The sequence below is a fragment of the Propioniciclava soli genome (genome assembly GCF_014858005.1).
Classification (GTDB): Bacteria; Actinomycetota; Actinomycetes; order Propionibacteriales; family Propionibacteriaceae; genus Propioniciclava; species Propioniciclava soli.
On record NZ_JACYOT010000011.1, the window covers coordinates 161,494 to 185,344 of the forward strand.

The following is a 23,851-nucleotide window of genomic DNA, read 5'->3' on the forward strand; positions in this document are numbered from 1 at the left end:
CCTCAGCGGCGCAGCCGCAGTGCCTTCGGGGTCTGGTGGAAGCCCGCCGCCAGCAGGGCGGCGGCGAACGGGTGGCGTCCGTCGAGGGTCGGCACCCCGTTGACCTTCTCGATCGTGAGGGCCGCGACCCGTCCGGAGCGGACCAGCCCGGCGAGGGCGTCCGCCACGGCTGCGAGGGTGGGGGCGTCCTCGGTCCAGGTGAGCGCGGTGCGCCCGCCGCGCTCGACGTAGGCGGCCAGCTCCCCCTCCGCCAGCGCCACCAGCGAGCCCGCCTTGCGGCCGGGGCGGTGGTCGCCGGCGTCGGGCCAGGCGAGCGCCGCGCCGAACGGGTTGGCCGGGTCGCAGGCCGCGAGCACCATCGCGCGGGGGCCGGACGCCTCCGCGCCCTGGCTGGCTGCCGTCCGGACGCCGGGGGACGCGGACGCGCCGGCCCCACGGAGCCGGTCGACGGCACCGACCGTGCCGAACTGCGCGGCCCCCAACCCCTCCACGAAGTAGCCGCGGCGGACGCGTCCAATGTCCTCGGCCGCGCTCAGCACCTTGTAGACCCCCGCGAAGCCGCCGGGGATCTCCTCGGCCTGCACCGCGCCGCGCGTCACCACGCCGTAGCGGTCGAGCAGCACCTCGGCGGTGGTGAGGATCGCCTCGGTGCGGTCGACCTCCGGGGCGGGGAAGAGCGACCACCGGCCGCCGGCGTCGCGCGCGACCTCCGGCCGCGGGCCGCGCGGCAGCCTCGGCCGGCCGTAGCGGGAGCGCGGCGTGGCCGTCCGCGTCCTGTGGGTGGTGGAGCCGGCCCCCAGCCGCGCCCGCAGCGGGGCGAGGGTGTCGTTGGTGACGAGCCCACGCCACACCAGCTCCCACAGCGCATCGGACGCCTCCGCCGTCGGCGGGAGCCCTGCCGCGCGGGCCAGGGCGCTGAAGAACTGCGCCCCGCCGGAGGCCAGGGCGTCCAGCAGCGCGCGCTGGGCGTCGGACTCCGGCTCGGTGGGCGCGGGTGCGAGGTGGGCCAGGTCGCCCGGCCACAGCGACACCCAGCCGTCGCGGCCGGCGAGCGAACCGTGGCCACGCCACACCACCTCTCCGGACGCGGACAGCTCATCCAGCAGCGCCGGGGCGTAGTCCCTGACCCGCGCGGCGAACACGAGCGGTTCGAGCGCGCTGGCGGGCAGGGGGACGCCGGCGAGCTGTTCGACCACCCGCATCACGCCGTCGGCCCCGCGCAGCGTGCCACCCACCCCCTGCCAGGCGGGCAGGAAGCGCGCGTAGTCCTCCACCGGCACGGGCTCCACCTCGGCGCGCAGCGCGGCCACCGAGCGGCGGCGGATCGTGCGGAGCACGCCGGGGTCGACGAACTCGCGTCCGGACGCCCCCGGGGTGAACTCGCCCTCGACGAGGCGGCCGTCCGCGACGAGGCGGCGCAGGCCGTCCAGCACCAGTGCCGGGCCGAGGCCGCCCAGCCAGGCGCCCACGGCGTCCGCCGAGAACGGGGCATGGGTGCGGGCGTAGCGCACGAGCAGGTCGCCGAACGGGTCGGCCACCGGCTCGGCAAAGGCGTGGGGGACCCCGGGGGGCAGGGCCACGCCGAGGGCGTCGCGGAGGCGTCCGGCGTCCTCGATCGCGGCCCACCGCTCGCCGACGGCGAAGATGCGCCGGGCGTCGGCGAGCTCGGCCACCCGGGCGGGTACCGCGTCCGGATCGACGGCGCGGGCGGCGAGATCGGCGGTGCTGAGCGGGCCAAGGGTGCGCAGCAGGTCGGTCAGCTCATCCGCATCCCGGGCGCGGCGGCCCTCGACGAGGTGTTGCAACTCGGCCAGGGTGCGGGCGAGGGCGTCCGGATCGAGGAGGTCGCGCAGGGCCAGGCCCTCGGCGGTGCCGAGCAGCTCCGCCAGCAGATCCGGATCAAGGCTGAGGGCGGCGGCCCGCCGCTCGGCGAGCGGGGAGTCGCCCTCGTAGAGGAACTGCGCGACGTAGCCGAACAACAGGCTCGCGGCGAACGGGCTCGGCTGACGGGTGGTCACCTCCGTCACGGCCACCTCGCGGGCCCGGACACGGCGCATCAGCTCGGTCAGGCCGGGCACGTCGAACACATCCTGCAGGCACTCGCGGACGGCCTCGAGCACGATCGGGAAGGCCGGGTACTGCGTGGCCACCTGGAGCAGCGCCGCCGAGCGTTGGCGCTGCTGCCACAGGGCCTGCCGATGGCCGGGGCGCCGGTTGGGCAGGAGCAGCGCGCGGCCCGCGCACTCGCGGAATCGGCTGGCGAACAGGGCGCTGCCGCCGACCTGTTCGGTCACCAGGGGGGCCACGTCGTCGGGGTCGAGCAGCAACAGCTCCAGCAGGTCGGCGTGCCGGGCCGGTTCACCGTCCGCGTCGCCGAGGTCGGGCAGGCGCAGCACGATGCCGTCGTCCGCGTGCATGGCCTGGACGTCGACGCCGTACCGCTCGCGCATCCGCTGCGCGATGGCCAGCGCCCACGGGGCGTGGACGGGGGCGCCGTAGGGGGAGTGGACGACGACGCGCCAGTCGCCCAACTCGTCGGTGAAGCGCTCGACGACGATCGTGCGATCCGACGGCAGCGAGCCCGTGGCGTCGCGCTGCTCGGTGACGTAGGCCAGCAGGTTCTCCGCCGCCCAGGTGTCGAGACCGGCGTCGGCCAGCCGCTGCATCGCCGGGTTCGGGGCCAGGGACGCCACCTCGCGCAGGAACGCGCCGATCGCCTCCCCGAGCTCGACCGGACGGCCGAGGGAGTCGCCACGCCAGAAGGGCAGCCTCCCCGGTTCACCGGGGGCGGGCGTGACCAGCACCTGGTCGTGCGTGATCTGCTCGATGCGCCACGTGGAGGTGCCGAGCGTGATCACGTCACCGACGCGCGACTCGTAGACCATTTCCTCGTCCAGCTCGCCGACCCGCCGGCCGGGCCCGTCCCCGGCGAGGAAGACCCCGAACAGACCGCGATCGGGGATCGTGCCGCCGCTGGTCACCGCGATGCGTTGGGATCCGCGGCGTCCGGAGAGGGTGCCGGTGGCGCGATCCCACACCAACCGCGGCCGCAGCTCCGCGAACTCCTCGGCGGGGTAGCGGCCGGCCAGCATGTCGAGCACGGCCTCGAGGACGCCGCGGGTGAGCGTCGCGTAGGGCGCGGCGCGGCGGACGAGGGTGTGCAGGTCGTCGACGGTCCAGTCGTCGAGGGCCACCATGGCCACGATCTGCTGGGCGAGCACGTCCAGCGGGTTGGCGGGGATGGCCAGGGATTCGATCGCGCCGGCCCGCATGCGCTCGACGATGACGCTGCTGGCCACCAGGTCGCCGCGGTACTTGGGGAAGAACACCCCGCGGGAGACGGCACCCACCTGGTGGCCGGCGCGTCCGACCCGCTGCAACCCGGACGCCACGCTGGGTGGCGCCTCGACCTGCACCACCAGGTCGATCGCCCCCATGTCGATGCCCAGCTCCAGCGAGCTGGTTGCCACCACGGCGGGGAGACGCCCGGCCTTCAGCTCCTCCTCGGTCTCGGCGCGCTGCTCGCGGGAGACCGAGCCGTGGTGCGCCCGGGCCAGCACCGCGGGCGCCCCGGCCGAGGAGCCGGCCTGACCCATGAGTTCGGCCGGGGCCGAGCGGGGGGCGGCGTCCGCTCGGGCGTCGGGGCCGGACGCCGCCTCCCTGCGTTCGAGGGAGATCTCGTTGAGCCGGCCGGTGAGCCGCTCGGCGAGGCGCCGGGAATTCGCGAACACGAGGGTGGAGCGGTGCTGTTCGACGAGGTCGACGACCCGCTCCTCGACGTGCGGCCAGATGGACGCCTGCGCGCGCGGCGACGGGTCGCCGTAGCCGTCTCCCGACGGGGCCGGAGCGGTGTCGAGCCCGGCGAGGTCGGGCACGGGGACGACCACCGAGAGGTCCCAGCGCTTGTCGGCGGGCGGAGCCACGGTCGTCACCGGACGCCCCCCGGCGAGGAACCGCGCGACCTCGTCCATCGGGCGCACCGTCGCCGACAGCCCGACCCGTTGGGTTGGGGCGTCCAGGAGGGCGTCCAGCCGCTCGAGGGTGAGCGCGAGGTGCGCGCCCCGCTTGGTGCCGGCCACGGCGTGCACCTCGTCGAGGATCACGGTCGTCACCCCGCGCAGCGACTCCCGCGCCTGGGAGGTGAGCAGCAGGTAGAGCGACTCGGGGGTGGTGATCAGGATGTCGGCGGGCGCCTTCGCGAACCGGCGTCGCTCCTCGGGCGACGTGTCGCCGGAGCGGACCGCGACGGTGATCTCGGGGCGGTCGGTGCCGAGCCGCACCGCGGCGTGGCCAATGCCGACCAGCGGGGAGCGCAGGTTGCGCTCCACGTCGACCGCGAGCGCCTTCAGCGGCGAGACGTAGAGCACCCGGCAGCGGCGCAGGGGCTCCTCGGGCGGTGGTTCGGTGGCCAAGCGGTCGATCGCCCACAGGAACGCCGCGAGGGTCTTGCCCGAACCGGTCGGCGCGACCACCAGGGTGTGGCGGCCCGAGCTGATCGCCTCCCACGCACCCGCCTGGGCGGCGGTGGGCGCAGCGAAGCTGCCCTCGAACCACGCGCGCGTGGCGGGGGAGAAGCGGCTCATCACCGCGGCGTCCGTGCCGGCCTCGTCATCCATCGGCGCCCACTCTGCCACCCGGCACCGACAATCCGTGCCGCACCCCGTCGGCGCCGGTGGGGGCGGGGGTCATCGGCCGCGCAGCAGGCCGGCGGCGTCGGCGTCCGGACGCCGTGGCCCGAGCCCCCAGGCAGGCCCGAACAGCGGTGAGCCGCGGCGGGCCACGTGCCCGGCGTCCTGCTGGGGGTGGTGCACCGGATAGCCGTGCTCGGGCGGGGGACGGTGCGCCGGGGCGGGCTCACCCAGCAACCGGGCGAGGACGGGGGCATCCACACACGCGGCGCTGCACTCGGAGCAGACGAGCAGGTCTTCGCCGCGGCGTCGCTCGGTCCACATCCGTCCTCCGCAGCGCGGGCAACGCGGGGCGGGGTTCACCAGCGGCGTCCGTTCATCTTGACGCAGGCCTCGAGCAGGGTGTCGGCCAGCTCGGTGCGCGGCTCGCTCGCGCCGCTGCGCCCCACCTCGCGCACGGTCGCGGTGAACACGGCGCAGCGCGCGGGGTGTTCGAGCGCGTTCCACGCCTCGCCCTCGTGGGGGATGACACCGCCGGCCTCGGCATAGCCGCGGAGCAGGGCGCGCCAGCTCGCATCGTCCAGCAGCCCCGCGGCCCACAGGCCGGCGGGACGCCCCAGGTCCCACCCCGGGTCGCCGAGGCCGAGCGTCTCGGGGCCGGTCAGCAGCCACGTGGTGGTTCCGGGGAGACGGCCGAGGTTGCCCAGGTCCCAGTCGCCGTGGACGACGCTCGGACGCGGCGGGTCGGGCCACTGGGCGAGCAGGGACGCGCCCAGCTCGCGAAGGATGTCGGTGGCGCCTCCGGGGTGCAGGCCCGATGCGGCGTCCACCGCCACCTGCAGGTAGCTGTGCCCGCCGTGCTCGGGCAGGCCGGGGGGCGGGGGCGTCCGGTGCAGGTGGGCGAGCAGCCGGCCGGCCTCCTGCCACGGGGGCTCCTCGTCCATCGGCAGCGGCTCGGTGCGTGGAGCCAGCGTGAGGAGCTGACCGTTGGGGGCAGTGATCGGATGGTCGGCGAGGGGCGCGGCGTACAGCGTCCGCAACGGGTCGGACGCCGCCGCGGCGAGCCGGGCGGCCAGCGCCTCGTGGGGCGTCCCGAGGGGGTGGCGGGTGACGACGATGTCATCGACGACGGTCTGCATGGGCACACCCTAGAGGTTGGCCCGGACACCCCGGAGCGTGGGGCGGAGGTGTCCGGCGCGACACTGATGAGTGAACATCCGGGGTGGGGGATCCGGGGGGTGCCCAAGTGTCGGTGCGGGCCGATACCCTGCGGCTGTCCCCAACTGGAGCGCGTGTCAGGAGCCAGCCATGTCGTCTTCCCCCTTGCGCCGGGTTGTCATCGTCGCAGCCGCCTCGGCCTGCGCCCTGACAGGTCTGGTCGCGGTCGCGCCGCCCGCGCGGGCCGCGGTGACCGACCTGGTCATCAACGAGTTCTACGGACGCGGCGGTTCGGCCAACCAGCCGTACACGCACAAGTTCGTGGATCTCTTCAATTCGGCGGACGCCGCCGTCGACCTGGCGGGCACGTCGCTGCAGTACCGCTCGGCCACGGGCGTCGGCAGCGCGAGCGGCGTCGCGGCGCTGTCGGGCACCGTGCCTGCGGGCGGGTACTTCCTGATCCAGCTCGGCTCGAACGGCAGCACCGGCGCGGGGTTGCCGACCCCCGACCTCGTGGCGTCGGTGAACCCGTCGGGCACCACCGGCACGGTGTTCCTGGCGCGAGCGATCACGGCGGTGAGCCCGGACGCTGCCGAGACGGTGATCGACAAGCTGGGTTACGGCGCCTCGAATTCCCCGGAAACGACGCCGGCGCCCTACCCGGGCAGCAACAGCACCCCCGGGTCGCTGCAGCGGCGCGGGGGAGCTGACACCGACGACAACGCCGCCGACTTCGCCTTCAGCAGCGACGTGACGCCGCAGAACAGCACCGCGTCCGGCCCGGCCCCCTCACCCAGCCCGACGCCCACGCCCACGCCGACGCCGACCCCGGCGGACGTGACGCCCATCGCGGCGATCCAGGGCCCCGGGGACGCGACGCCGCTGGCCGGGCAGCGGGTCGTGACCGAGGGCGTCGTCACCGCCACGTACCCGAGCGGCGGCTTCGGCGGCATCTACATCCAGACGGCCGGCACCGGCGGCGCCGCGAGGACGCCGGGGCAGGCGTCCGACGGGGTGTTCGTGTACTCGAGTTGGGCCGCGTCCAACACCGCGATCGGCGATTGCGTGCGCGTCGAGGGCACCGCGGCGGAGTACAACGGGCTCACGCAGCTCGCGGGCAATCCGTTCGTCACGGTGACGACCGGGTGTGCCCCGGTGACGGCCACACCGCTGGCGACGCTGCCGGCGTCCGATGCCGAGAAGGAGCCCTACGAAGGCATGCTCGTGCTGCCGCAGGGGCCGTACACGATCACGAACAACTACGCGCTGAACCAGTATGGGCAGGCCGGTCTGGCCGTGGGGACCGATCCGCTGCTCCAGGCGACCGACGTGGTGCCGTGGCAGCAGGCCGCCGCCTACGAGGCCGCCAACCTGGCGAAGTACATCACCCTGGACGACGGGTCGTCGTGGAACTACCTGACCAACACCACGGCGAAGAACTCGCCGCTGCCGTACCTCTCGGCGGCCACGCCGATGCGGACGGCGTCGCAGGTCACGTTCACCCAGCCGGTGATCCTGGACCACCGGTTCCAGTGGAACTACCAACCGACCGGGCAGATCGTGGGCGCTGACGGCCCGCTCATTCCGATCACGCGGGAGAACGACCGACCGGCCGAGGCTCCGAACGTGGGTGGCGCCGTGCAGATCGGCTTCTTCAACGTGCTCAACTACTTCACCGATCTGGGGCAGGACGAGGCGGGGTGCCGCGCCTACACCGACCGGGAGAACAACCCCGTCACCACCAACAACTGCCAGGTCCGCGGCGCGTACACCCCGGAGGCGTTCGCCGACCAGAAGGCCAAGCTCGTGGCTGCGATCAACGGGCTCGGCGCCGAGGTGGTGGCCCTGTCCGAGATCGAGAACTCCGCTGGGCTCAGCTACATCGACCACCCGCGGGACGCCGCCCTGGCCGACCTCGTGGCCGGACTGAACGCCGCCGCGGGCACCGAGCGCTGGGCGTATGTACCCTCGCCGACGGTGGTGCCGAGCAACGAGGACGTGATCCGCACCGCGTTCATCTACGACCGGACGCAGGTCCAACTGCTCGGCCCGTCGTACATCGACGTGCACGAGGCCTTCGCGAACGCCCGCTACCCGCTGGCGCAGAAGTTCAAGGTGATCGGGAGCGGCAAGCCGTTCGTCGTGGTGGCGAACCACTTCAAGTCGAAGGGCTCCGGTGAGGACGACGGGACGGGCCAGGGCCTGTCCAACCCGTCGCGCGTCGCACAGGCGAGGCAGCTCGTGGACTGGACACGCGACATGTTCCGGGGTGAGGCGGTGTTCCTGGTCGGCGACTTCAACGCCTACAGCGCCGAGACGCCCATCGAGCTGATCGAGAACGCCGGCTACCTGAACCTCGCCGGCCGGTTCGATCCGTCCGGTACGAGCTACCAGTTCTCCGGACGCCTCGGCTCCCTCGACCACGCCTTCGCCAACGGCGCCGCGCGGCGGTTGGTGACCGGTGCGGCGATCTGGGACATCAACGGCGACGAGTCCGTGGCGTTCCAGTACAGCCGGCGCAACTACAACGTGGTGGACCTCCACGCCCCCGACCCCTACGCCAGCTCCGACCACGATCCGGTGCTCGTGGGCGTCAACACCGGCCCGCGCGGTCGGGGCTGACGGGAGCGCCCGGGGTCGCTCGGGTCGGGTCGTTCCGGGGTCGTCCCGGTGGGTGACCCCGCAGGTGGACGCCCCCGGTGGGTACCCAGCGGATGGGTGCCCCTGAGTCGCGCCTCACCTGGCGCAATGGAATTCCACCTGGCGCTTCACGTGGCGCAGTGGAGCCCCACCTGGCGCTGCAACAGCTCACGTGGCGCAGTGGAGCTCACGTGGCGGCCCGCAGAAGGCCCGCCAGGTGAGCTGCGCTGCGCCACGTGGATCTGGGGTGCGCCACGTGAGGCCCAGGTGCGCCACGTGAGGCCCACGCGTGCCAAGTGGACACAGGTGGGCGCCACCTCCCCACCGCTGTCGTCGCCCCCCCTGCCTTTGACGCTGCCCCCCTGCCGTAAGGCCACCCCCCTGCCGTTGCAGCACTAGGGAGGTGGCCCTGCGGCAGGGTGGCGGCGCCTACGGCAGGGAGCCGCCCCTGTACGGCAGGGTGGCGGCGTCAGTGCCAGAGAGCCGCCCGCAAGACCCGCGCACAACCCGTCACCGCAGCGACCGCTCCACCGGACGCCGCGGCTAGGCCGAGTCGCGCAACACCAGGTCGGGGGCCAGGATGACCGGGGCCGGCAGGGTGGAGCCCGACAGCAGCTCCCGCAGCATGCGGCCCGCCTCCTGGGCGACCTCGTGGGCGTGGCCGCGTACCGTCGTCAGGGCGGGGCGTACCCGACGGGCCATCTCGGAGTCGTCGAACCCGACGATCGCGATGTCCTCGGGCACGCGGACGCCGGCGTGCTGCAACTCGGCCATCACCCCCGCGGCCATGAGGTCCGAGGCGACGAACAGGCCGTCGATGTCGTGGCGGGCGCTCAGCACGGAGCGTGCCGCCTCGCGCCCGGACGCCTCGGTGAAGCTCCCCGGAATGATCGCCACCGGCGTGATCCCCGCCTCGGCGCACGCCCGGGTGAAGCCGGCACGCCGGTGCTGCCCGGCCACCATGTCGAGGCTGCCGGTCACCGTGGCGAGGCGGCGGCGTCCGCTCTGGATGAGCCGTTGGGTGGCGAGGACGGCGCCGCGGGTGTTGTCCAGGTCGGCGTAGGCCAGCCCGGGCACGCCGGGATCGCCGATGAAGACGACCGGTTGGCTCACCCCGGCCAGGGCGCGCGGGAGGTCCGAGCCGTGGTGGGACGCGACGACGGCGCCGTCGATGCGACCGCTCGTCAGGTATTCAACCAACCGCTCGGCGGGCTCGCCGGGTTTGCTCATCGCCAGCACCACCTGGGCCTCGTGGCCCGAGAAGGAGGAAATGACCCCGTGGTAGGTGGCGGCGAAGTAGGGGTCGGAGAACACGCGCAGATCGGTCTCCGGCACCAGCACGGCGACGACGCCCGAACGGCGTGTCACCAGCATGCGCGCGGCGTGGTTCGGCTGGTAGCCGAGTTCGCGCACGGCGGCGTTCACGGTCTCGGCCGTCTCTGGGCTGACCAGCGACCCCCCGTTCACCACGCGCGACACCGTGGCCCGGGACACCCCGGCGAGGCGGGCGACGTCCTGCAGCGTGGGTGCCGCGCCGGCGGTGGGGGCCTGGCCACCCCGGGGTGAGGGCTCGGTCATGAGCGTGGCGCGCCCAGGCGGCCCGTGGCGATCTGCTGCGCGAACCATCGCGCACTGGCCTTCGGGATGCGGCGCAGCTCCTCGTCCACCCGCACGATCCCGAACCTCTTGGCGTAGCCGAAGGCCCACTCGAAGTTGTCGAGCAGGGTCCAGGCGAAGTAGCCACGGACGTCAGCCCCCGCCCCGCGGGCCTCCTCCACCGCCGCCAGGTGCGCGTCGAGGTAGGCGATGCGGTCGGTGTCGTTGACGAAGCCGTCGGCGTCCGGCTCGTCGGCGCAGGCGGCGCCGTTCTCGGTGATGTAGATCGGGACGCCGGCCGGCCCGGCCCACGTGTCGTGCAGCCGGCCCAGCAGGCGCGCGAAGCCGTCGGGGTCGATCTCCCACCCCATGTCGGTGGTCGGCAGACCCCGCGGCACGACCTCCGCCTCCGGTGCGGTCACGTGGGGGCTGGGCCCCGCCGGCACGCCGGCGCGGATCATCTCGGTGGTGTAGTAGTTCACCCCCAGGAAGTCCAGGGGCGCTCCGATCACCGCCTCGTCCCCGGCCCGCACGGCCTCGGCCGGCCAGGCAGCGCCGGCGTCCGCCACCACGTCGGCCGGGTAGCCGCGGCCGAACACCGCGTCGGTGAACAAGCGGTGGGCCGTGCCGTCGACGCGGCGCACCACGTCGATGTAGGCCGGGTTGGTCGGGTCGGCGGGGACGGCCGGGGTGTAGTTCAGCGTGATGCCGATGGACGCCGAGGCGTCCGCCTCGCGGAGTGCCCTCGCGGCCAGACCATGGCCGAGCAGCAGGTGGTGGGCCGCCGTCAACGCCTCGGTCGGGTCGGCGTGACCGGGGGCGGGGACGCCCGCGCCGTAGCTGAGCATGCTGCTGCACCACGGCTCGTTCAGCGTCGTCCAACGGCGGACGCGATCGCCCAGCCGGTCGTGCACGACCAACGCGTACTGCGCGAACCGCTCCGCCGTGGCCCGGTTGAGCCACCCGCCCGGCAACGAGGCCGGCAGATCCCAGTGGTACAGGGTCAGCCACGGCTCGATCCCCGCGGCCAGGAGACCGTCCACGAGCCGCTCGTAGAAGTCCAGCCCGGCCGCGTTGGGCGTCCCGTCGGCCGACACGACGCGCGGCCACGCCACCGAGAACCGGTAGGCCTGCAGCCCGAGGCCGGCCATGAGCGCCACGTCGGCCTCCCACCGGTGGTAGTGGTCGGTGGCCACCGTGCCGTCGTCGCCGTTCGCCACGGCGCCCGGCACCTGGCAGAACACGTCCCAGATGGACGCCTCGCGCCCGTCCTCGGTGGAGGCACCCTCGATCTGGAACGCCGCGGTGGCGGCACCCCACAGGAAGTCGGTCATCGGTGTCATCCCTTCACGGCGCCGGCCATGATGCCGGACACGAGTTGCTTGCCGGCCACGAAGAACAGCGCCACCAGGGGGGCGGTGGCGAGCACGACGCCGGCCATGATGAGGCTCATGTCCTTGAAGTAGGACGACTGGAGCAGCTGGAGCGCCACCGGCAGGGTCGGGTTCGCCGGGCCGAGGATGATGTAGGGCCAGAAGAACTGCGTCCAGCTCGAGATGAACGTGAAGAGCGCGAGCATGGCGGCGGCCGGGCGCGCGGCGGGCAGCGCCACGTGCCAGAACGTACGGATCATGGAGCAGCCGTCGACGCGGGCCGCCTCGATCAGCTCGTAGGGCAGGGCCTCGGTGAGGTACTGCGTCATCCAGAACACCCCGAAGGCGCTCACCATGCCGGGGATGATGACGGCCGGCAGCTTGCCGGCGAGGTCGAGCTGCACCATGACGATGAACAAGGGCACGATGCCCAGCTGCGGTGGGATGGCCATGGTGCCGATGACGAAGGCCAGCAGCCCCCGCTTGCCCCGGAAGCGCAGCTTCGCGAACGCGAAGCCCGCCAGCGTCGAGAACAGCACGGTGGTGAACGAGACGCTGACTGCGACGATCACCGAGTTCCACAACGCCGACCAGAAGGGCACCGAACTGAACACCCGCTCGATGTTCTCCATGAGGTGACCCTGCGGGATCAGCGAGGGGATCGGGTTGACCGCGATGTCGGGCGCCGTCGAGCTCGCGAGCAGGAAGGCGAAGTACAGCGGGTACGCCGAGATCAGGAGCACCAGGGCGAGGAGGGTGTAGGTGACCCAGCCCGGGCGGCGTCCACCCGACTGCATCCGGGCGCGACGACGGGCCGCGGCCCGGGCGGCACCCGGGCCGGCGAGCTGGTGGGCGGTGGCGACCGAACTCATGCGCGGGCCTTCTTCCGGGATCGGGCGACAGGGGTGCCGCTGGTGGCGATGCGCGAGGTGAGCCAGAAGTTCAACAGCGCGAAGACGACGACGATGGCGAACAGGATCCACGCCACGGCGGACGCGCGGCCCAGGTTGCGCTGCGGCCCCCAGCCGAGCTCGTACATGTACATGGCGATGGTCATCCACTGGCGGCTGTTGCCGCCCAGGCCCGCGCTGTCGTACAGCCGCGGCTCGTCGAAGATCTGCAGGCCGCCGATCGTGGAGGTGATGACGACGAACATGATGGTCGGGCGCAGCATCGGAACGGTGACGTGCCAAAACGTCCGCCAGCGCGAGGCCCCGTCCACGATGGCGGCCTCAATGACGTCGTGGGGGATGGCCTGCATCGCGGCCAGGAAGATGAGGGTGTTGTAGCCGGTCCACCGGAAGTTGACCATCGTCGCGATGGCGATGTGGCTCGGCAGCACCTCGCTGTGCCAGCCGATCGGATCCAGCCCGATCGAGGTGAGCACGGCGTTGATGACGCCCGACTGGTCGGCGAAGATCTGGCCGAAGATCAGCGAGACCGCCACGGGGGCCACCACGTAGGGCAGCAGGACGCCCATGCGCCAGAACGTGCGCGCCCGCAGGTTGGCGTTGAGCACCGCCGCGATCGCGATCGCCGCGACCATCTGGGGCACCGAGCTGAGCAGGAAGATGCTGAACGTGTTCCGCAGGCCGATGAAGAAGCGGTCGTTGGTGAGGACGAACGCGTAGTTGTCGATGCCGGCGGGGCCGGCGTCCCCGCTGAGCAGCCCGTACTCCCGGGTGGAGACGTACGCCGTGAACAGCATCGGGAACAGGCCGATGACCGCGAAGAGGAGGAAGAACGGCGCGATGTAGACGTAGGGCGCTGTCGCCACGTCGAGCTTGCTGAGGCGCTGACGGACGGTCAGGTCGCTTCCTGCGGCGCTGCGGGACATGTGGGCGGTCTCCTGGCTGTGGTGGGTGCGTCGGGTCGAACGGGGGCGGGCGGGGCGGCGTCCGGCCGGCTGGGGGGTGGAACCGGTCGGACGCCGCAGGGCCTCAGCCGATGTTGGCGTCGGCGTCAGAGACCGCCTGGTTCCAGGACTCCTCGGCGGTGGCCGTGCCGTCCACGTCGACGCGACCGATGGCCTCACCGACGATGGTGTTCATGGCGAAGTAGTGCTCGCCCTTGAACGGCTGGGACTCGACGGCCTCGGCGCGCTCGGTGAAGATCTCACCGGTGGGCGCGTTGTTGAAGAACTCGTTGGTCGCCGCGGCGAGTTCGGAGCTCTCCTGGGCCTCGACCTGGCTCGGGAAGGTGCCGGCCTCGGCGAACGCCTTGAGCTGCTGCTCGGGGGCGGTCAGCCATGCGGCGAGCTCCTGCGCCTCCGCGGTGTGGGCACCGGCGGCCGGCACGGTCAGGTACGAGCCGCCCCAGTTGCCGCCGCCACCGGGGAAGGTGCTGGCGACGTCCCAGTTGGTCTGGCCGGCCGCGTTGCCCTCGATGACGCCGAGCATCCAGCTCGGGCACTGCATGGTGGCGAAGGCGCCCGACTGGAAGGCGTTGATCCAATCTGTCCCCCACTGGCCGAGGCCGGCGGAGAGGTCGTCGTCGACGGCGGCGGCGAGGGTGCTGTCGTAGAGCTCCTTGATCTGGGTGTTCTCGCCGAGCGGGATGATCGTCTCCTCACCCGTGGTCGAGGAGTACGGGTTCGGCAGCTGCTGGACGCGGGCGTTCATCACCGCGCCCGCGGAGTCGAACCAGCCGACGTCGGGGGTCGCGGCCTTGAACTGGCGGCCGACCTCGAAGTAGTGGTCCCAGTCGCCGTCGAGCAGTGTCGCCACCTCCTCGCGGTCGCTCGGCAGGCCGGCGGCCTCGAACAGGTCGCGGCGGTAGCAGGTGGCCTCGGGGCCGATGTCGGTGGCGTACCCCATGAGGGCGCCGTCCTCGGTGGTCGCCTGGGCCTCGACCCAGTCGAGCCAACGGCCCTCCACGTCGGGGGAGGAGAGGTCGACGAACTGGTCCGACAGCGGCTTCAGCTCGGCGAGCCAGTCACCGTCGACGGCCTGGATGTCGGCGATGCCGGATCCGCCGGCGGCCAGGCGCGTCATCAGGTTCTCGTGGGCCTCGGTGGACTGGCCGGCGCGCTGGTGGTCGATCGTGATGCCGGGGTGGTCAGCCTCGTACTCGGCGAACATCTCGTCGGTGTAGCCGAACTCGTTGAACGTGGCCACCGTGAGGGTGATCTGTTCGCCGGACGTTCCGCTGCCCGCGGTGGTGGCGGGGGTCGTGCCCGCGGTTCCGCCGCCGGAGCAGGCCGTGAGGGCCAGCGCAGCAACGGCTGTCGCGGCCACGCCGGTGAAGAGGCGAGTGCGCATGTGGACTCCTTTGTCGTGGCCCGGTCGGCCGGGCCAGGGTGGTCGGGGTGATCGGCTCCCTGGGTGAGAGCGCTCTCACAGTGAGGATCGTTACGTGGGAGCGCTCTCATGTCAAGGGTTCACGCGCATGAGACCGAATCGTTATCCGCCGAGGTGGGGCGGGGCCCGACTACCCTCGGGGCATGATCGCGTTGGAGCTCGCCCACCGGTTGGACGCCGCCCGCCGGGTCCGCGGCGAGGCGTGGACGCCCACGGCGGGCGATCGCTTCGTCATCCCCGGCAAGGAGATCGACGACGTGTTCGTCGTGGCCGACATGACGATCGAGGTCGAAGAGCTGTCCTCCGGTGCCGTCGTGAAGTTCAACGGCACCACCGAGTGGGCGTTGGACTCCCTGCCCGCCGACGAGGTGCTCTGGCTGCCTCGCGAACCCCAGCTCCGCGCGATGTTGGCCGAGCGATTCGTCCGCCTCGAACGTCTCCCGGGGGCGGACGGCGCCGCGTCCGGCTACGCGGTGCTGCTGACCGACGGTTCGCGTCACGTCGATGTCGACCCCGAGGACGCCTACGCCCGGGCCGTCCTGCACACGTCGGCATGACGATGGAACCCTAGGGTGGGGCCATGCAGGTTCCCGTCGACGACTATCTGGCCGAGGTGCTGGCCGCGTGCAGGCAGGACGCCGGGGAGCTCAACAGCTCCATCCCCGAACTCGCGCGGGCCGATCCGGACCAGCTCGCGGTGGCCGTGTGCGTCGGCGGTGGCCGCGTCTACGCGGCCGGGGACGCCGGCGCCCGCTTCTCGATCCAGTCGCTGTCCAAGCCGTTCGTGTACGCGCTGGCGCTGCGCGACCACGGCGTCGGGTTCGTCGAGTCCAAGGTGGACGTCGAGCCCTCCGGCGATCCGTTCAACGAGATCTCGGTGGAGGAGGAGTCCGGCCGACCCCGCAACCCGATGATCAACATCGGCGCCCTCACGGTCCACGCCCTGGTGGGTGAGGAGCGTCTGGACGCCGCGCAGCGCTTCGAGCGCGTCCGCGCAGGTCTGTCGGCCTTCGCAGGTCGGGAGCTCGAGGTGGACGAGGCGGTGTTCACCTCCGAGCTCGACCACGCTCACCGCAACCTCGCGCTCGCCCACCTGGTGCGCTCGCGGGAGATCTTCACCCTGGACCCCCACGAGGTCGTCGAGGGGTACAGCCGCCAGTGCTCACTCGTCGTCGACACCCGCGACCTGGCCGTCATGGGCATGACGTTGGCCAGCGCCGGCCGCAACCCGCTGACCGGCGAGCAGGTCGTGTCGGAGCAGATCTGCCGGCAGGTGCTCAGCGTCATGACCACGTGTGGCATGTACAACGCGGCCGGCGACTGGATGACCGACGTCGGCATCCCCGCCAAGAGCGGCGTCTCCGGCGGGGTGCTCGGCGCGCTCCCCGGGCAGGCGGGCATCGGCGCGTTCTCCCCGCGGCTGGACGCCCACGGCAACAGCACCCGGGCCGTCGCCGTCTGCGAGCGCCTGTCGGCCGACCTGGGCCTCCACCTCATGTCACCCCCGGCGGACGGGGACACCGTCTCCGCAGCGGGCGTCGTCGACGCCGACGGTGGCGAGCAGTACCGGGCGGTCGTCCAGGGTGCGCTGCACTTCACCAGCGCCGAGCGGATGCTCGCCGAGCTCAGCACGGTCGTGCCCGGCAGCACGCCGGTCACGCTGGACGTCTCCCGCGTCGCGACCATGAACGATGTCGGACGCCGCATGCTCGGCGAGGCCGTCCGCCGGCTCACCGCCGACGGCCACCGCGTCGATCTGGTCGACCCCCACGGCCTCACCGCCGAGGTCGACACCGGCGACGCAACACAGACCCGCGTCCTAGGATCGAACTGAGCCCAACCATGTGAGCCCGAAATCCCCCCGAGGAGCAGCAATGACGCCCGACCCCGAACAGACGCCGACCGTGGAGAGCCGGGTCGCCGACCTCCTCGCCCAGATGACCCTGCCGGAGAAGGTGGGTCAGCTGCTCCACCTGGACGCCCGCGGTGACCTGACCGACATCGTCACCCACCGGCTCGCCGGTTCGATCCTGCACGCCTCGCCCGAGGACATGCTGGCCGCGATCGAGCTCACGCAGCAGACGCGGCTGCGCATCCCGCTGCTCACGGCTGACGACTGCATCCATGGCCATTCCTTCTGGCCCGGCGCGACGATCTTCGGCACCCAGCTCGCGATGGCGTGCTCGTGGGACGCCGGCCTGGTCGAGCGAGTGGCGCGCGCGACCGCCGTCGAGGTGGCGGCCACGGGCATCCACTGGACGTTCTCGCCCGTGCTCTGCATCGGCCGCGACCTGCGCTGGGGGCGGGTGGACGAGACGTTCGGTGAGGACCCGTTCCTCATCGGCGAGCTCGCCTCGGCCATGGTGCGCGGCTACCAGGGCGACGGGCTCGACGACCCGACGGCGATCCTCGCCACCGCCAAGCACTTCGCCGGCTACTCCGAGACCCAGGGCGGGCGGGACGCGTCCGAGGCCGACCTCAGCCGCCGCAAGCTGCGCTCGTGGTTCCTGCCGCCGTTCGAGCGGGTGGCGCGCGAGGGGTGCGCGACGTTCATGCTGGGCTACCAGTCGATGGACGGCGTCCCGATCACGCAGAACGGCTGGCTGCTCAACGACGTCCTCAAGGGGGAGTGGGGCTTCACCGGCACGCTGGTGACGGACTGGGACAATGTCGGCCGCATGGTGTGGGAGCAGAAGGTGTGCGCCGATCACGTCGAGGCGGCCGTCAAGGCCATCGAGGCCGGCAACGACTTCATCATGACCACCCCGCAATTCTTCGAGGCCGCGCAGGAGGCCGTCGAGCGCGGCCTGGTCAGCGAGGAGACGCTGGACGCGTCGGTGGCCCGCGTGCTGCGGCTGAAGTTCGCCCTCGGGCTGTTCGACGACCCCCGGCCGCCCTCGCCCGAGCGGCAGGCCGAAGTCATCGCCTGCGACGAGCACACCGCGCTGAACCTCGAGGTGGCGCGGGCCTCGCTCGTCCTGCTGCGCAACGACGGCGCGCTGCCCCTGGCCACCGACGCGCCGAAGACCGTCGCGGTGATCGGCCCGCTCGCCGACGACGCCCAGAACATGCTGGGCGACTGGGCGGGCAACTCCGGCCAGGTGCCCTGGATGCCCGAGGGACACCCCCGCGCGATGATCTCCACCGTCCTCGACGGCTTCAAGGCCGTGGTGCCCGACGGCTGGCAGGTCACCCATGCCCGCGGGGCCGACATCCAGGTCCTGACGCCGCGGGAGGGGACGTACCCGGACGGCCAGCCGCTGCCGCCCGAGGTCAGCGCCGCCCCGGTGGTTGAAAACCAGCTCGCCGAGGCCGTCGCCGTGGCCGAGGCCGCCGACCACGTCGTGGTGGTGGTCGGCGACACCGTCGCCTTCACCGGCGAGGGCCGCTCCACCGCGACGCTCGAGCTCCAGGGTGGGCAGATCGCGTTGCTGGACGCCGTCGCCGCCACCGGGGTGCCCACCACCGTCGTCCTGGTGCAGGGCAAGCCGAGCACGCTGCCTCCGTCGGCCCTGCAGGGGTCGCTCATCGAGGCGTTCAACCCGGGCATGGCCGGCGGTCGGGCGATCGCCGAGCTCGTGCTCGGCCAGATCGAACCGCGTGGACGCCTGCCCATCTCGTTCGCCCGTCACGCCGGGCAGCTGCCGATCTACTACAACCAGATCCGCGGCCAACACGGTGACCGCTACGCCGACCTGACGCAGGATCCGCTCTTCGCCTTCGGCGAGGGCCTGTCCTACACCACGATCGAATACGGCGCCCTCGAGCTGGACGCCACCGAGGTGCCCGCCGACGGGGTGGTCACCGGCCGCGTCACGCTCACGAACACCGGAACGCGTCCGGCCGTCGAGACCGTGCAGGTCTACGTCCGCGACCTGGTGACCAGCGTCACGTGGGCCGACCTCGAGCTCAAGACCTTCACGCAGGCCACCATCGAGCCGGGGGCGTCCGAGGTGGTCGAGCTCGCCCTGCCGGCCGCCGCCTGCACGCTGGTCACCGCCGACGGTCGTCGGATCGTCGAGCCCGGGGAGTTCGAGCTGCGCGTGGGCTCCAGCTCGCGGCAGGAGACCCACCAGGTGGCGACCTTCACCCTCACCTGACCTGGTGGCGGCGGGCGTCAGGCCTCCAGCGTGCGGTCGAACAGCTCGCGCACATCCTGCGGCACGGCCGGCTCGGGCAGCGTCACGTCCGTGGCCGGCGCGTCGCAGCGGACGCCGTAGCTGTAGGAGTCTGGCGTCGGCCGTTCGTCCGGCGCCGCGCTGGCCATGGACTCCAGCCGCTGCTCGGCCAGCAGCAGCCGCCACGCCTCGGCGTCGACGTCCGGCAGGTCGCCCAGCTCGACGGACGCCGTCCGCGTCAGCCCGGCGAAGCCCCCGGTGCGCCGCAGCACGACGCGGGTGGTGGCGTCCGCGTCCGAGCCGGTCGACGGGGCCGGCGTTCGGGTGGGCTGACGCGCCGGGGCCGGTTCCACCTCCACCGACGCCCAGGCCGCGGCGACGGCGTCCGCCTCGACCGAGCGAGCGCCGAAGCGCGCTCGCGCTGCGGCGAGGGTGAGGTGCGCGAAGGTGGCGAACGTGCAGTCGGCGCGGATGTCGCCGGTGAGCACGTCGTACCAGATCTGCAGCGGAGCCTCCCAGGCAGGCCCGCCGAGCCGGGTGGCCAACGCGTGGAACGCCTTGTTGGGGATGCCGGAGTTGATGTGGACGCCGCCGTAGTCGTCGGTGGTGTCCACGTAGTCGGCCATGGTGGCGGGTTGGGGGTCGCGGCCGAGCTGCGGATCGTCGTAGGCCGTGCCGGGGGCGGCCATCGAACGCAACGCCACCCCGTTCACGTCCGGGCCCAGCAGCGCCGCGCCGATCAGCCAGTCGGCCACATCCGCGTCCTGATCCAGGGCGTACTGCTGGGTGACGGCGCCGAACACGTCCGAGACGTGCTCGTTCAGCGCGCCGGACTGGCCCTGGTAGTTGAGCCCGGCGGTGTACTCGGTGAGGCCGTGGGCCAGCTCGTGGGCGATGACGTCGAGGCTTGCCGTGAACCGGTTGAACAACCGGCCGTCGCCGTCGCCGAACACCATCTGGCTGCCGTTCCAGAACGCATTGAGGTAGTTGCGGCCGTAGTGGACGCTGGCGGCGAGCCCCAGCCCGTTGTCGTCGAGGGAGTCGCGACCCAGCGCGTCGTGCAGCAACCGCCAGGTGGCGCCCAGGCCGTCGTAGGCCTCGTCGACGGCCACGTCGCCCGTCGGCTCGGCACCCTCGGCGCGCACCAGGACGCCCGGCAGCCGGGTGGCGTTCTGCGCGTCGTGGACGCTGCGGTTCGGACCCGTTCCGTCGTCCATGGCAGGGCGCTCCGACGAGTCCTCCGACGGCGCTACGCCCCGGCGCCGGCGGAACAGCCCTTCGTCGAGCTGCAGCGTGGTGCGCGCACCCTCGGCGACGGGCTCGGGTGCGGTCTCGGCGAGGCGGGCGAGGATGAACGGGGGCACGATCGTGCAGCGCGGGCGCACGGGGTGGACGTGCCGGGTGGGGGCCGGGGGGCGAGTCATGGCACCAGTCTGCCCCCGGGCTCCGACAATTCCGGAGGTGCTGCCATCATGGACGCGTGCCGCGCCCCTCACCCCTGGTCCGTTGGGGCCGCGACCCCGCCACGGCGTGGGCCACGGTGGCTGCCGTCGCGGTCGCCTGGCTGGCGCTGAAGCTGGTGTCGGTCTGGGCCTGGGTGGTCGTGCCCGGCGAGTACGGCGACACCTACTACTACTTCCTCGCCGCGCAGGACGCCTTCACCTCCGGCACGGGCGTGCGCGGTGTGCTCACCGAGTACCCCACCCCCGCAGGCCTGCTGCTCCTCGCCCCCTGGGCGCTCGGGGTGACCGACTACGACGGCTACCGCGCCGTGATCGTCGCCCTGACCTCGCTCGCGGACGCCGCGTTCGCGGCTCTGCTCGGACGCCGCACGGGCCCCGTCGGCGTGCTCGGTTGGGTGGCCCTCACCACCGTGCTCGGGCAGGTCGCGCTGTTGCGCCTCGACATGCTGCCCGCGGTGGCCGCCGGCGCCGCCGTGCTGTACGCATGGCAGGGGCGCTCCGCCGCGGCGTCGGTGCTGGTCGGGTTGGGCACGGGGCTGAAACTGTGGCCGGTCGTGCTGGCCCCGCTCGTCGCCCTGGCCGCCCGCGGACGACGCGCCCGGGCGTTCGCCTGGTTCGTCGGCACCGGGGTGCTCCTGGCGGCCGGGAGCCTCCTGGCCGGGGGCTGGGATCGGCTGGTCTCACCGCTGGGGTACCAGGGTGAACGCGGCCTGCAGATCGAGTCGGTGCTGGCCACCTGGCCGATGCGGGTGTGGGCGAGCGGAACCGACCACCGCGTGTGGTACTCCGACTTCCGCGCCTTCGAGGTGGAGGGTCCGTCCGTGGGCCTGTGGGTGCAGGTGGGCGGCGTCGCCGCGGCGCTCGCCGTCCTGGGGTGCGCCCTGTTGCTGGCGAGGTGGCTGCGGCGCGGCTCGCCGCGCGGCGCGCTCGGCCCGCTGGCCCTGACGTTCGTGGGGGCGTTCGTGATCACGTCGCCGGCGCTCAGCCCGCAGTACCTGCTCTGGCTCGCCGCACCCGCCGCGGCCTGGTGCGCTGCGGCCTGGGGTGCCGAGCCCGAGGCCGGACGCCAGACACCCGAGCCGAGCGGTGCGCGGGGCGTGGACGGGCGCGTCGTCTCGCTGGCGACCCTCGTGGCGCTCCTGGTGCTCTGCCTGCTGACCACCGCCGTCTACCCGGTGTTCTACGGCGGTCTGACGAGCGTGAACGATCACACCTCCCGCGCCCTGGCCCTGCTCACCGCTCGCAACCTGGGTCTGGTCGGGTTCGTGGCCTGGACCGCCGCGCTCGCGCGCGCCGCCACCGCCCGAGGCTAGGCCGAGGAGTCGGCCGCCTCGGCTGCGGCGTCCTCCTCGGCGCGACGCCGTCGCCGCGCCAGCGCCACGACCAGCACCACCGCCAGCCCGAGCCCGACGGCGCCGGCCAGCGGGCCCCACCGAGCCGTCAGCACCGCCGACCACAGGTCGCGCGGTGCGAACCCTCCGGCCACGTCGGACGCCTCCGCCGCCGTCACCGCGTCCGGAGCCACCAGGTCCGGATTGATCGCGGCCACCTCGGCGTCCGTGATGGGTGACCGCTCGGCCCGGACCAGCAGCCGATGGTCGTTGACCGGCGGGGGGTCGCAGGTCAGCAGCGTGAGGATGTCGTGCCCCGGCTCGAGGGCGATCACGTCCGTCTGGTCCGGCCACACCACCTCGGAAGAGACCATGACGTACTTCAGCACCCGCCGGGCTCCTCGAGGTACACCGCGTCACCGGATCACCACCACGGTCGGGTCGCTGGTGTTGCCTGCGGCGTCGGTGGCGGTGACGGTCACCGTGGTGCCGCCCATGAGCGGTGCCGGGGTGGTCACCGACCAGGCGCCGTCGGAACCGGCGGTGGTGGTCAGCGTGGTGCCATCGCGGAGCGTCACGGTGATGGACGCCCCCGGCTCCGCGGTGCCGGTGACCGTCGTCGCCGTCTCGGCAACGGGGGGCCACGTCGACCATCTCGGGCGGGGTGGTGTCGACGACGGTGACGACGCGGGTGACGGTGGTGGTGTTGCCGATCGAGTCGGTGACCGTGTAGGTCAGGGTGTAGCTGCCGGGCGTCGCGGCGTCGACGGTGCCGCTGACCGTCATGGCCGCGGTGAGGGTCCCGTCGACCCCGTCGGTGGCAGTCACCCCGGCCCGCGGATCGAAGGCGGCCCCGGCCTCGACCGTGGCGGCGGTCGCCCCGCTGATGGTGGGGGCGAGGTCGCGGTAGTAGTAGGTGTAGGCGTTGGTCGCCGTGGCCGAGATCGTCACGTCGGTGGACTGGCCGGCAACCACCTCGTACCCGGTCGGCGCGGCCGGGAGGGGGCCGACGTCGGCGGGTCCGGCGGGCAGCGAGCCGCTGTCGGCGGTGAGGACCCGCACCGGCGTGGTGGTGCGCGTGCCGTCCGCCCGCGTCGACAGGTAAGTGGTGGTGTAGGGGTACACGGCCGGGAAGCTCAGGGTCTGGCGGCGGTTGATGATCCAGGCCGTGCTGCCGGACATCGCCATCTGCACCGTGCTCGTCCCGCCGAACACGGCCATCATCTGGGCGTAGGTGTAGGTCTTGCTACCCGTGTGGGTGGGGGAGCCGGCAGCGCTCGTCGCGCCTTGGTAGTAGCTGTAGGCGTAGGTGTAGACGTTGTCGGTCAGGGCGTCGGTCGGGCCGGGATCGGTGAGGATCCAGGTGATGCGCGCCGTGTTGGTGGCGTTGTTGGAGTACGGCGTCGTGAGCTGGGAGAGGGCGTAGTGCTGCACCGGCGCCGTGACGCTCTCCCCGGGGTGGGTGATCGCGATGTGACTCCCCGTGTTCGAAGCGATCGCGGAGTCGGCCGAGTTCTCGCTCACGTAGTTGTCGAACTCGACGGCGAGGGAGTTGGCGACGGCGCGGGTGTCCGCCGACGTGTTGGACCGGTTCTTGTAGATCGCGAGCATGTCGTAGTCGTTGTCGATGTGGGGCGCGAACGTCGGGTCGTTGAACAGGATGAACGCCGAGCCGTAGTCGTTGCCGGACGCGGTCGAGTACCAACCGGCCGTGGTGAGCTGGTAGGTGAATGCGAGGTCGTTGATGGCCAGGTCCACCGGCTGGTTCACCGAGGCGAACCCTTTGCCTGCCGCCGTGTTGTCGGCGATCACGAGGGTGTTGCCGCTGAAGTGCGCGTAGTTCGTGCCGCCCGAGGGAATGGTCATCCCGGTGCCGTCCATCAGCGTGAGCGTGTCGCTGGAGGGGTAGGTCACCGTGGGGCGGTTGTCCAACTCGGACGCCGCCGCCGGCGCAACGACGCCCGTCACCAACCCGACGCACAGGAGCACGGCGAGCACGACGCCGAGGGCGTTGCGCAGCCGCATGGAGAATCTCCTTGGTAATGAATGATGAGCTCGCGAGCGGTGAGACGCTCACCGGTGACAGGCCTGTTGAGGCGAGATTTTAGGCGTAGTGCGCAGGGTTGGCGAACCTTGTTGCAGCCGCCGTTGGCAATGTTGCAGAAATGTTTTCTGTGGTGATGGTGATTCACAGTGGGAGTGGATTCTCGGCTCTTCACGAAAGAGAGTGGATGAGGGGTCGGAA

At 72.5% G+C, this 23,851-nt stretch carries 16 protein-coding genes and 2 pseudogenes; 6 read left to right on the top strand and 12 right to left on the bottom strand.

What is annotated here, in order from left to right; translation table 11 throughout:
• Positions 1-2: 2 nt before the first annotated feature.
• The 3 genes from IFY26_RS12550 to IFY26_RS12560 form a co-directional block, all read right to left on the bottom strand.
• Entirely contained in the window at positions 3-4,616 is a 4,614-nt protein-coding gene (locus IFY26_RS12550) for an ATP-dependent helicase (RefSeq protein WP_232549344.1), read from the bottom strand.
• A gap of 69 nt (positions 4,617-4,685) precedes the next feature.
• A complete protein-coding gene (locus IFY26_RS12555) occupies positions 4,686-4,952 on the bottom strand; it encodes a hypothetical protein (protein WP_232549345.1) in 267 nt (88 codons plus the stop codon).
• 35 nt (positions 4,953-4,987) lie between these two features.
• The gene (locus IFY26_RS12560; protein WP_232549346.1) at positions 4,988-5,767 is read right to left on the bottom strand and encodes a phosphotransferase family protein; all 780 of its coding nucleotides are present in this window, start codon (positions 5,765-5,767) and stop codon (positions 4,988-4,990) included.
• Between the two features lie 169 nt (positions 5,768-5,936).
• On the opposite strand from IFY26_RS12560, the gene IFY26_RS12565 reads away from it, so the two are divergent.
• Complete coding sequence (locus IFY26_RS12565; protein WP_232549347.1) at positions 5,937-8,408, top strand: ExeM/NucH family extracellular endonuclease; 2,472 nt, start codon at positions 5,937-5,939, stop codon at positions 8,406-8,408.
• Between the two features lie 561 nt (positions 8,409-8,969).
• Here the strand turns inward: IFY26_RS12565 and IFY26_RS12570 are convergent.
• From IFY26_RS12570 to IFY26_RS12590, 5 genes are all read right to left on the bottom strand, one after another.
• The gene (locus IFY26_RS12570) at positions 8,970-10,004 is read right to left on the bottom strand and encodes a LacI family DNA-binding transcriptional regulator (RefSeq protein ID WP_232549348.1); all 1,035 of its coding nucleotides are present in this window, start codon (positions 10,002-10,004) and stop codon (positions 8,970-8,972) included.
• Positions 10,001-11,356: a GH1 family beta-glucosidase gene (locus tag IFY26_RS12575; RefSeq protein ID WP_232549349.1), complete on the bottom strand. Its 1,356-nt coding sequence runs from the start codon at positions 11,354-11,356 to the stop codon at positions 10,001-10,003. Before IFY26_RS12575 ends, IFY26_RS12570 begins: the two co-directional genes overlap by 4 nt.
• A 5-nt stretch (positions 11,357-11,361) precedes the next feature.
• Positions 11,362-12,267: a carbohydrate ABC transporter permease gene (locus IFY26_RS12580; protein ID WP_232549350.1), complete on the bottom strand. Its 906-nt coding sequence runs from the start codon at positions 12,265-12,267 to the stop codon at positions 11,362-11,364.
• Complete coding sequence (locus IFY26_RS12585) at positions 12,264-13,232, bottom strand: carbohydrate ABC transporter permease (protein WP_232549351.1); 969 nt, start codon at positions 13,230-13,232, stop codon at positions 12,264-12,266. The genes IFY26_RS12580 and IFY26_RS12585 overlap by 4 nt, the downstream gene beginning before the upstream one ends.
• A gap of 103 nt (positions 13,233-13,335) precedes the next feature.
• Complete coding sequence (locus IFY26_RS12590; protein WP_232549352.1) at positions 13,336-14,655, bottom strand: ABC transporter substrate-binding protein; 1,320 nt, start codon at positions 14,653-14,655, stop codon at positions 13,336-13,338.
• Between the two features lie 182 nt (positions 14,656-14,837).
• Here IFY26_RS12590 and IFY26_RS12595 point away from each other — a divergent pair, with 182 nt between their 5' ends.
• From IFY26_RS12595 to IFY26_RS12605, 3 genes are read left to right on the top strand one after another with little or no spacing between them, the layout of a single operon-like run.
• Positions 14,838-15,251, top strand: coding sequence for a pilus assembly protein CpaE (locus tag IFY26_RS12595; protein WP_232549353.1), 414 nt, complete (start codon positions 14,838-14,840; stop codon positions 15,249-15,251).
• Between the two features lie 23 nt (positions 15,252-15,274).
• Positions 15,275-16,528, top strand: coding sequence for a glutaminase A (glsA, locus tag IFY26_RS12600; protein ID WP_232549354.1), 1,254 nt, complete (start codon positions 15,275-15,277; stop codon positions 16,526-16,528).
• Between the two features lie 40 nt (positions 16,529-16,568).
• Complete coding sequence (locus IFY26_RS12605) at positions 16,569-18,794, top strand: glycoside hydrolase family 3 N-terminal domain-containing protein (protein ID WP_232549355.1); 2,226 nt, start codon at positions 16,569-16,571, stop codon at positions 18,792-18,794.
• A gap of 17 nt (positions 18,795-18,811) precedes the next feature.
• Here IFY26_RS12605 and IFY26_RS12610 read toward each other — a convergent pair whose 3' ends face one another.
• Positions 18,812-20,236 carry a protealysin inhibitor emfourin gene (locus IFY26_RS12610; protein WP_232549356.1) on the bottom strand — a complete coding sequence of 475 codons (1,425 nt, stop codon included), beginning with the start codon at positions 20,234-20,236 and terminating at the stop codon, positions 18,812-18,814.
• A gap of 56 nt (positions 20,237-20,292) precedes the next feature.
• Here IFY26_RS12610 and IFY26_RS12615 point away from each other — a divergent pair, with 56 nt between their 5' ends.
• Complete coding sequence (locus IFY26_RS12615) at positions 20,293-21,588, top strand: glycosyltransferase 87 family protein (protein WP_232549357.1); 1,296 nt, start codon at positions 20,293-20,295, stop codon at positions 21,586-21,588.
• Here IFY26_RS12615 and IFY26_RS12620 read toward each other — a convergent pair.
• The 3 genes and pseudogenes from IFY26_RS12620 to IFY26_RS18400 form a co-directional block, all read right to left on the bottom strand.
• Positions 21,585-21,995: a sortase gene (locus IFY26_RS12620; protein ID WP_232549358.1), complete on the bottom strand. Its 411-nt coding sequence runs from the start codon at positions 21,993-21,995 to the stop codon at positions 21,585-21,587. The two genes, IFY26_RS12615 and IFY26_RS12620, sit on opposite strands and share 4 nt — an antisense overlap.
• A gap of 27 nt (positions 21,996-22,022) precedes the next feature.
• Positions 22,023-22,232, bottom strand: a pseudogene (locus IFY26_RS12625) (Ig-like domain-containing protein); the annotation flags it as partial.
• A gap of 61 nt (positions 22,233-22,293) precedes the next feature.
• A pseudogene (locus tag IFY26_RS18400) lies at positions 22,294-22,581 on the bottom strand (immunoglobulin-like domain-containing protein); the annotation flags it as partial.
• Between IFY26_RS18400 and IFY26_RS12630 the strand changes: the two are divergent.
• Positions 22,541-22,711: a hypothetical protein gene (locus tag IFY26_RS12630; protein WP_232549360.1), complete on the top strand. Its 171-nt coding sequence runs from the start codon at positions 22,541-22,543 to the stop codon at positions 22,709-22,711. The pseudogene IFY26_RS18400 and the gene IFY26_RS12630 overlap by 41 nt on opposite strands.
• Positions 22,712-23,851 lie beyond the last annotated feature (1,140 nt).

Coding starts and splice junctions, on each gene's coding strand:
- IFY26_RS12550 (WP_232549344.1), bottom strand. CDS start 4,616: ATGGATGACGAGGCCGGCACGGACGCCGCGGTGATGAGCCGCTTCTCC.
- IFY26_RS12555 (WP_232549345.1), bottom strand. CDS start 4,952: ATGTGGACCGAGCGACGCCGCGGCGAAGACCTGCTCGTCTGCTCCGAG.
- IFY26_RS12560 (WP_232549346.1), bottom strand. CDS start 5,767: ATGCAGACCGTCGTCGATGACATCGTCGTCACCCGCCACCCCCTCGGG.
- IFY26_RS12565 (WP_232549347.1), top strand. CDS start 5,937: ATGTCGTCTTCCCCCTTGCGCCGGGTTGTCATCGTCGCAGCCGCCTCG.
- IFY26_RS12570 (WP_232549348.1), bottom strand. CDS start 10,004: ATGACCGAGCCCTCACCCCGGGGTGGCCAGGCCCCCACCGCCGGCGCG.
- IFY26_RS12575 (WP_232549349.1), bottom strand. CDS start 11,356: ATGACCGACTTCCTGTGGGGTGCCGCCACCGCGGCGTTCCAGATCGAG.
- IFY26_RS12580 (WP_232549350.1), bottom strand. CDS start 12,267: ATGAGTTCGGTCGCCACCGCCCACCAGCTCGCCGGCCCGGGTGCCGCC.
- IFY26_RS12585 (WP_232549351.1), bottom strand. CDS start 13,232: ATGTCCCGCAGCGCCGCAGGAAGCGACCTGACCGTCCGTCAGCGCCTC.
- IFY26_RS12590 (WP_232549352.1), bottom strand. CDS start 14,655: ATGCGCACTCGCCTCTTCACCGGCGTGGCCGCGACAGCCGTTGCTGCG.
- IFY26_RS12595 (WP_232549353.1), top strand. CDS start 14,838: ATGATCGCGTTGGAGCTCGCCCACCGGTTGGACGCCGCCCGCCGGGTC.
- glsA (WP_232549354.1), top strand. CDS start 15,275: ATGCAGGTTCCCGTCGACGACTATCTGGCCGAGGTGCTGGCCGCGTGC.
- IFY26_RS12605 (WP_232549355.1), top strand. CDS start 16,569: ATGACGCCCGACCCCGAACAGACGCCGACCGTGGAGAGCCGGGTCGCC.
- IFY26_RS12610 (WP_232549356.1), bottom strand. CDS start 20,236: ATGACTCGCCCCCCGGCCCCCACCCGGCACGTCCACCCCGTGCGCCCG.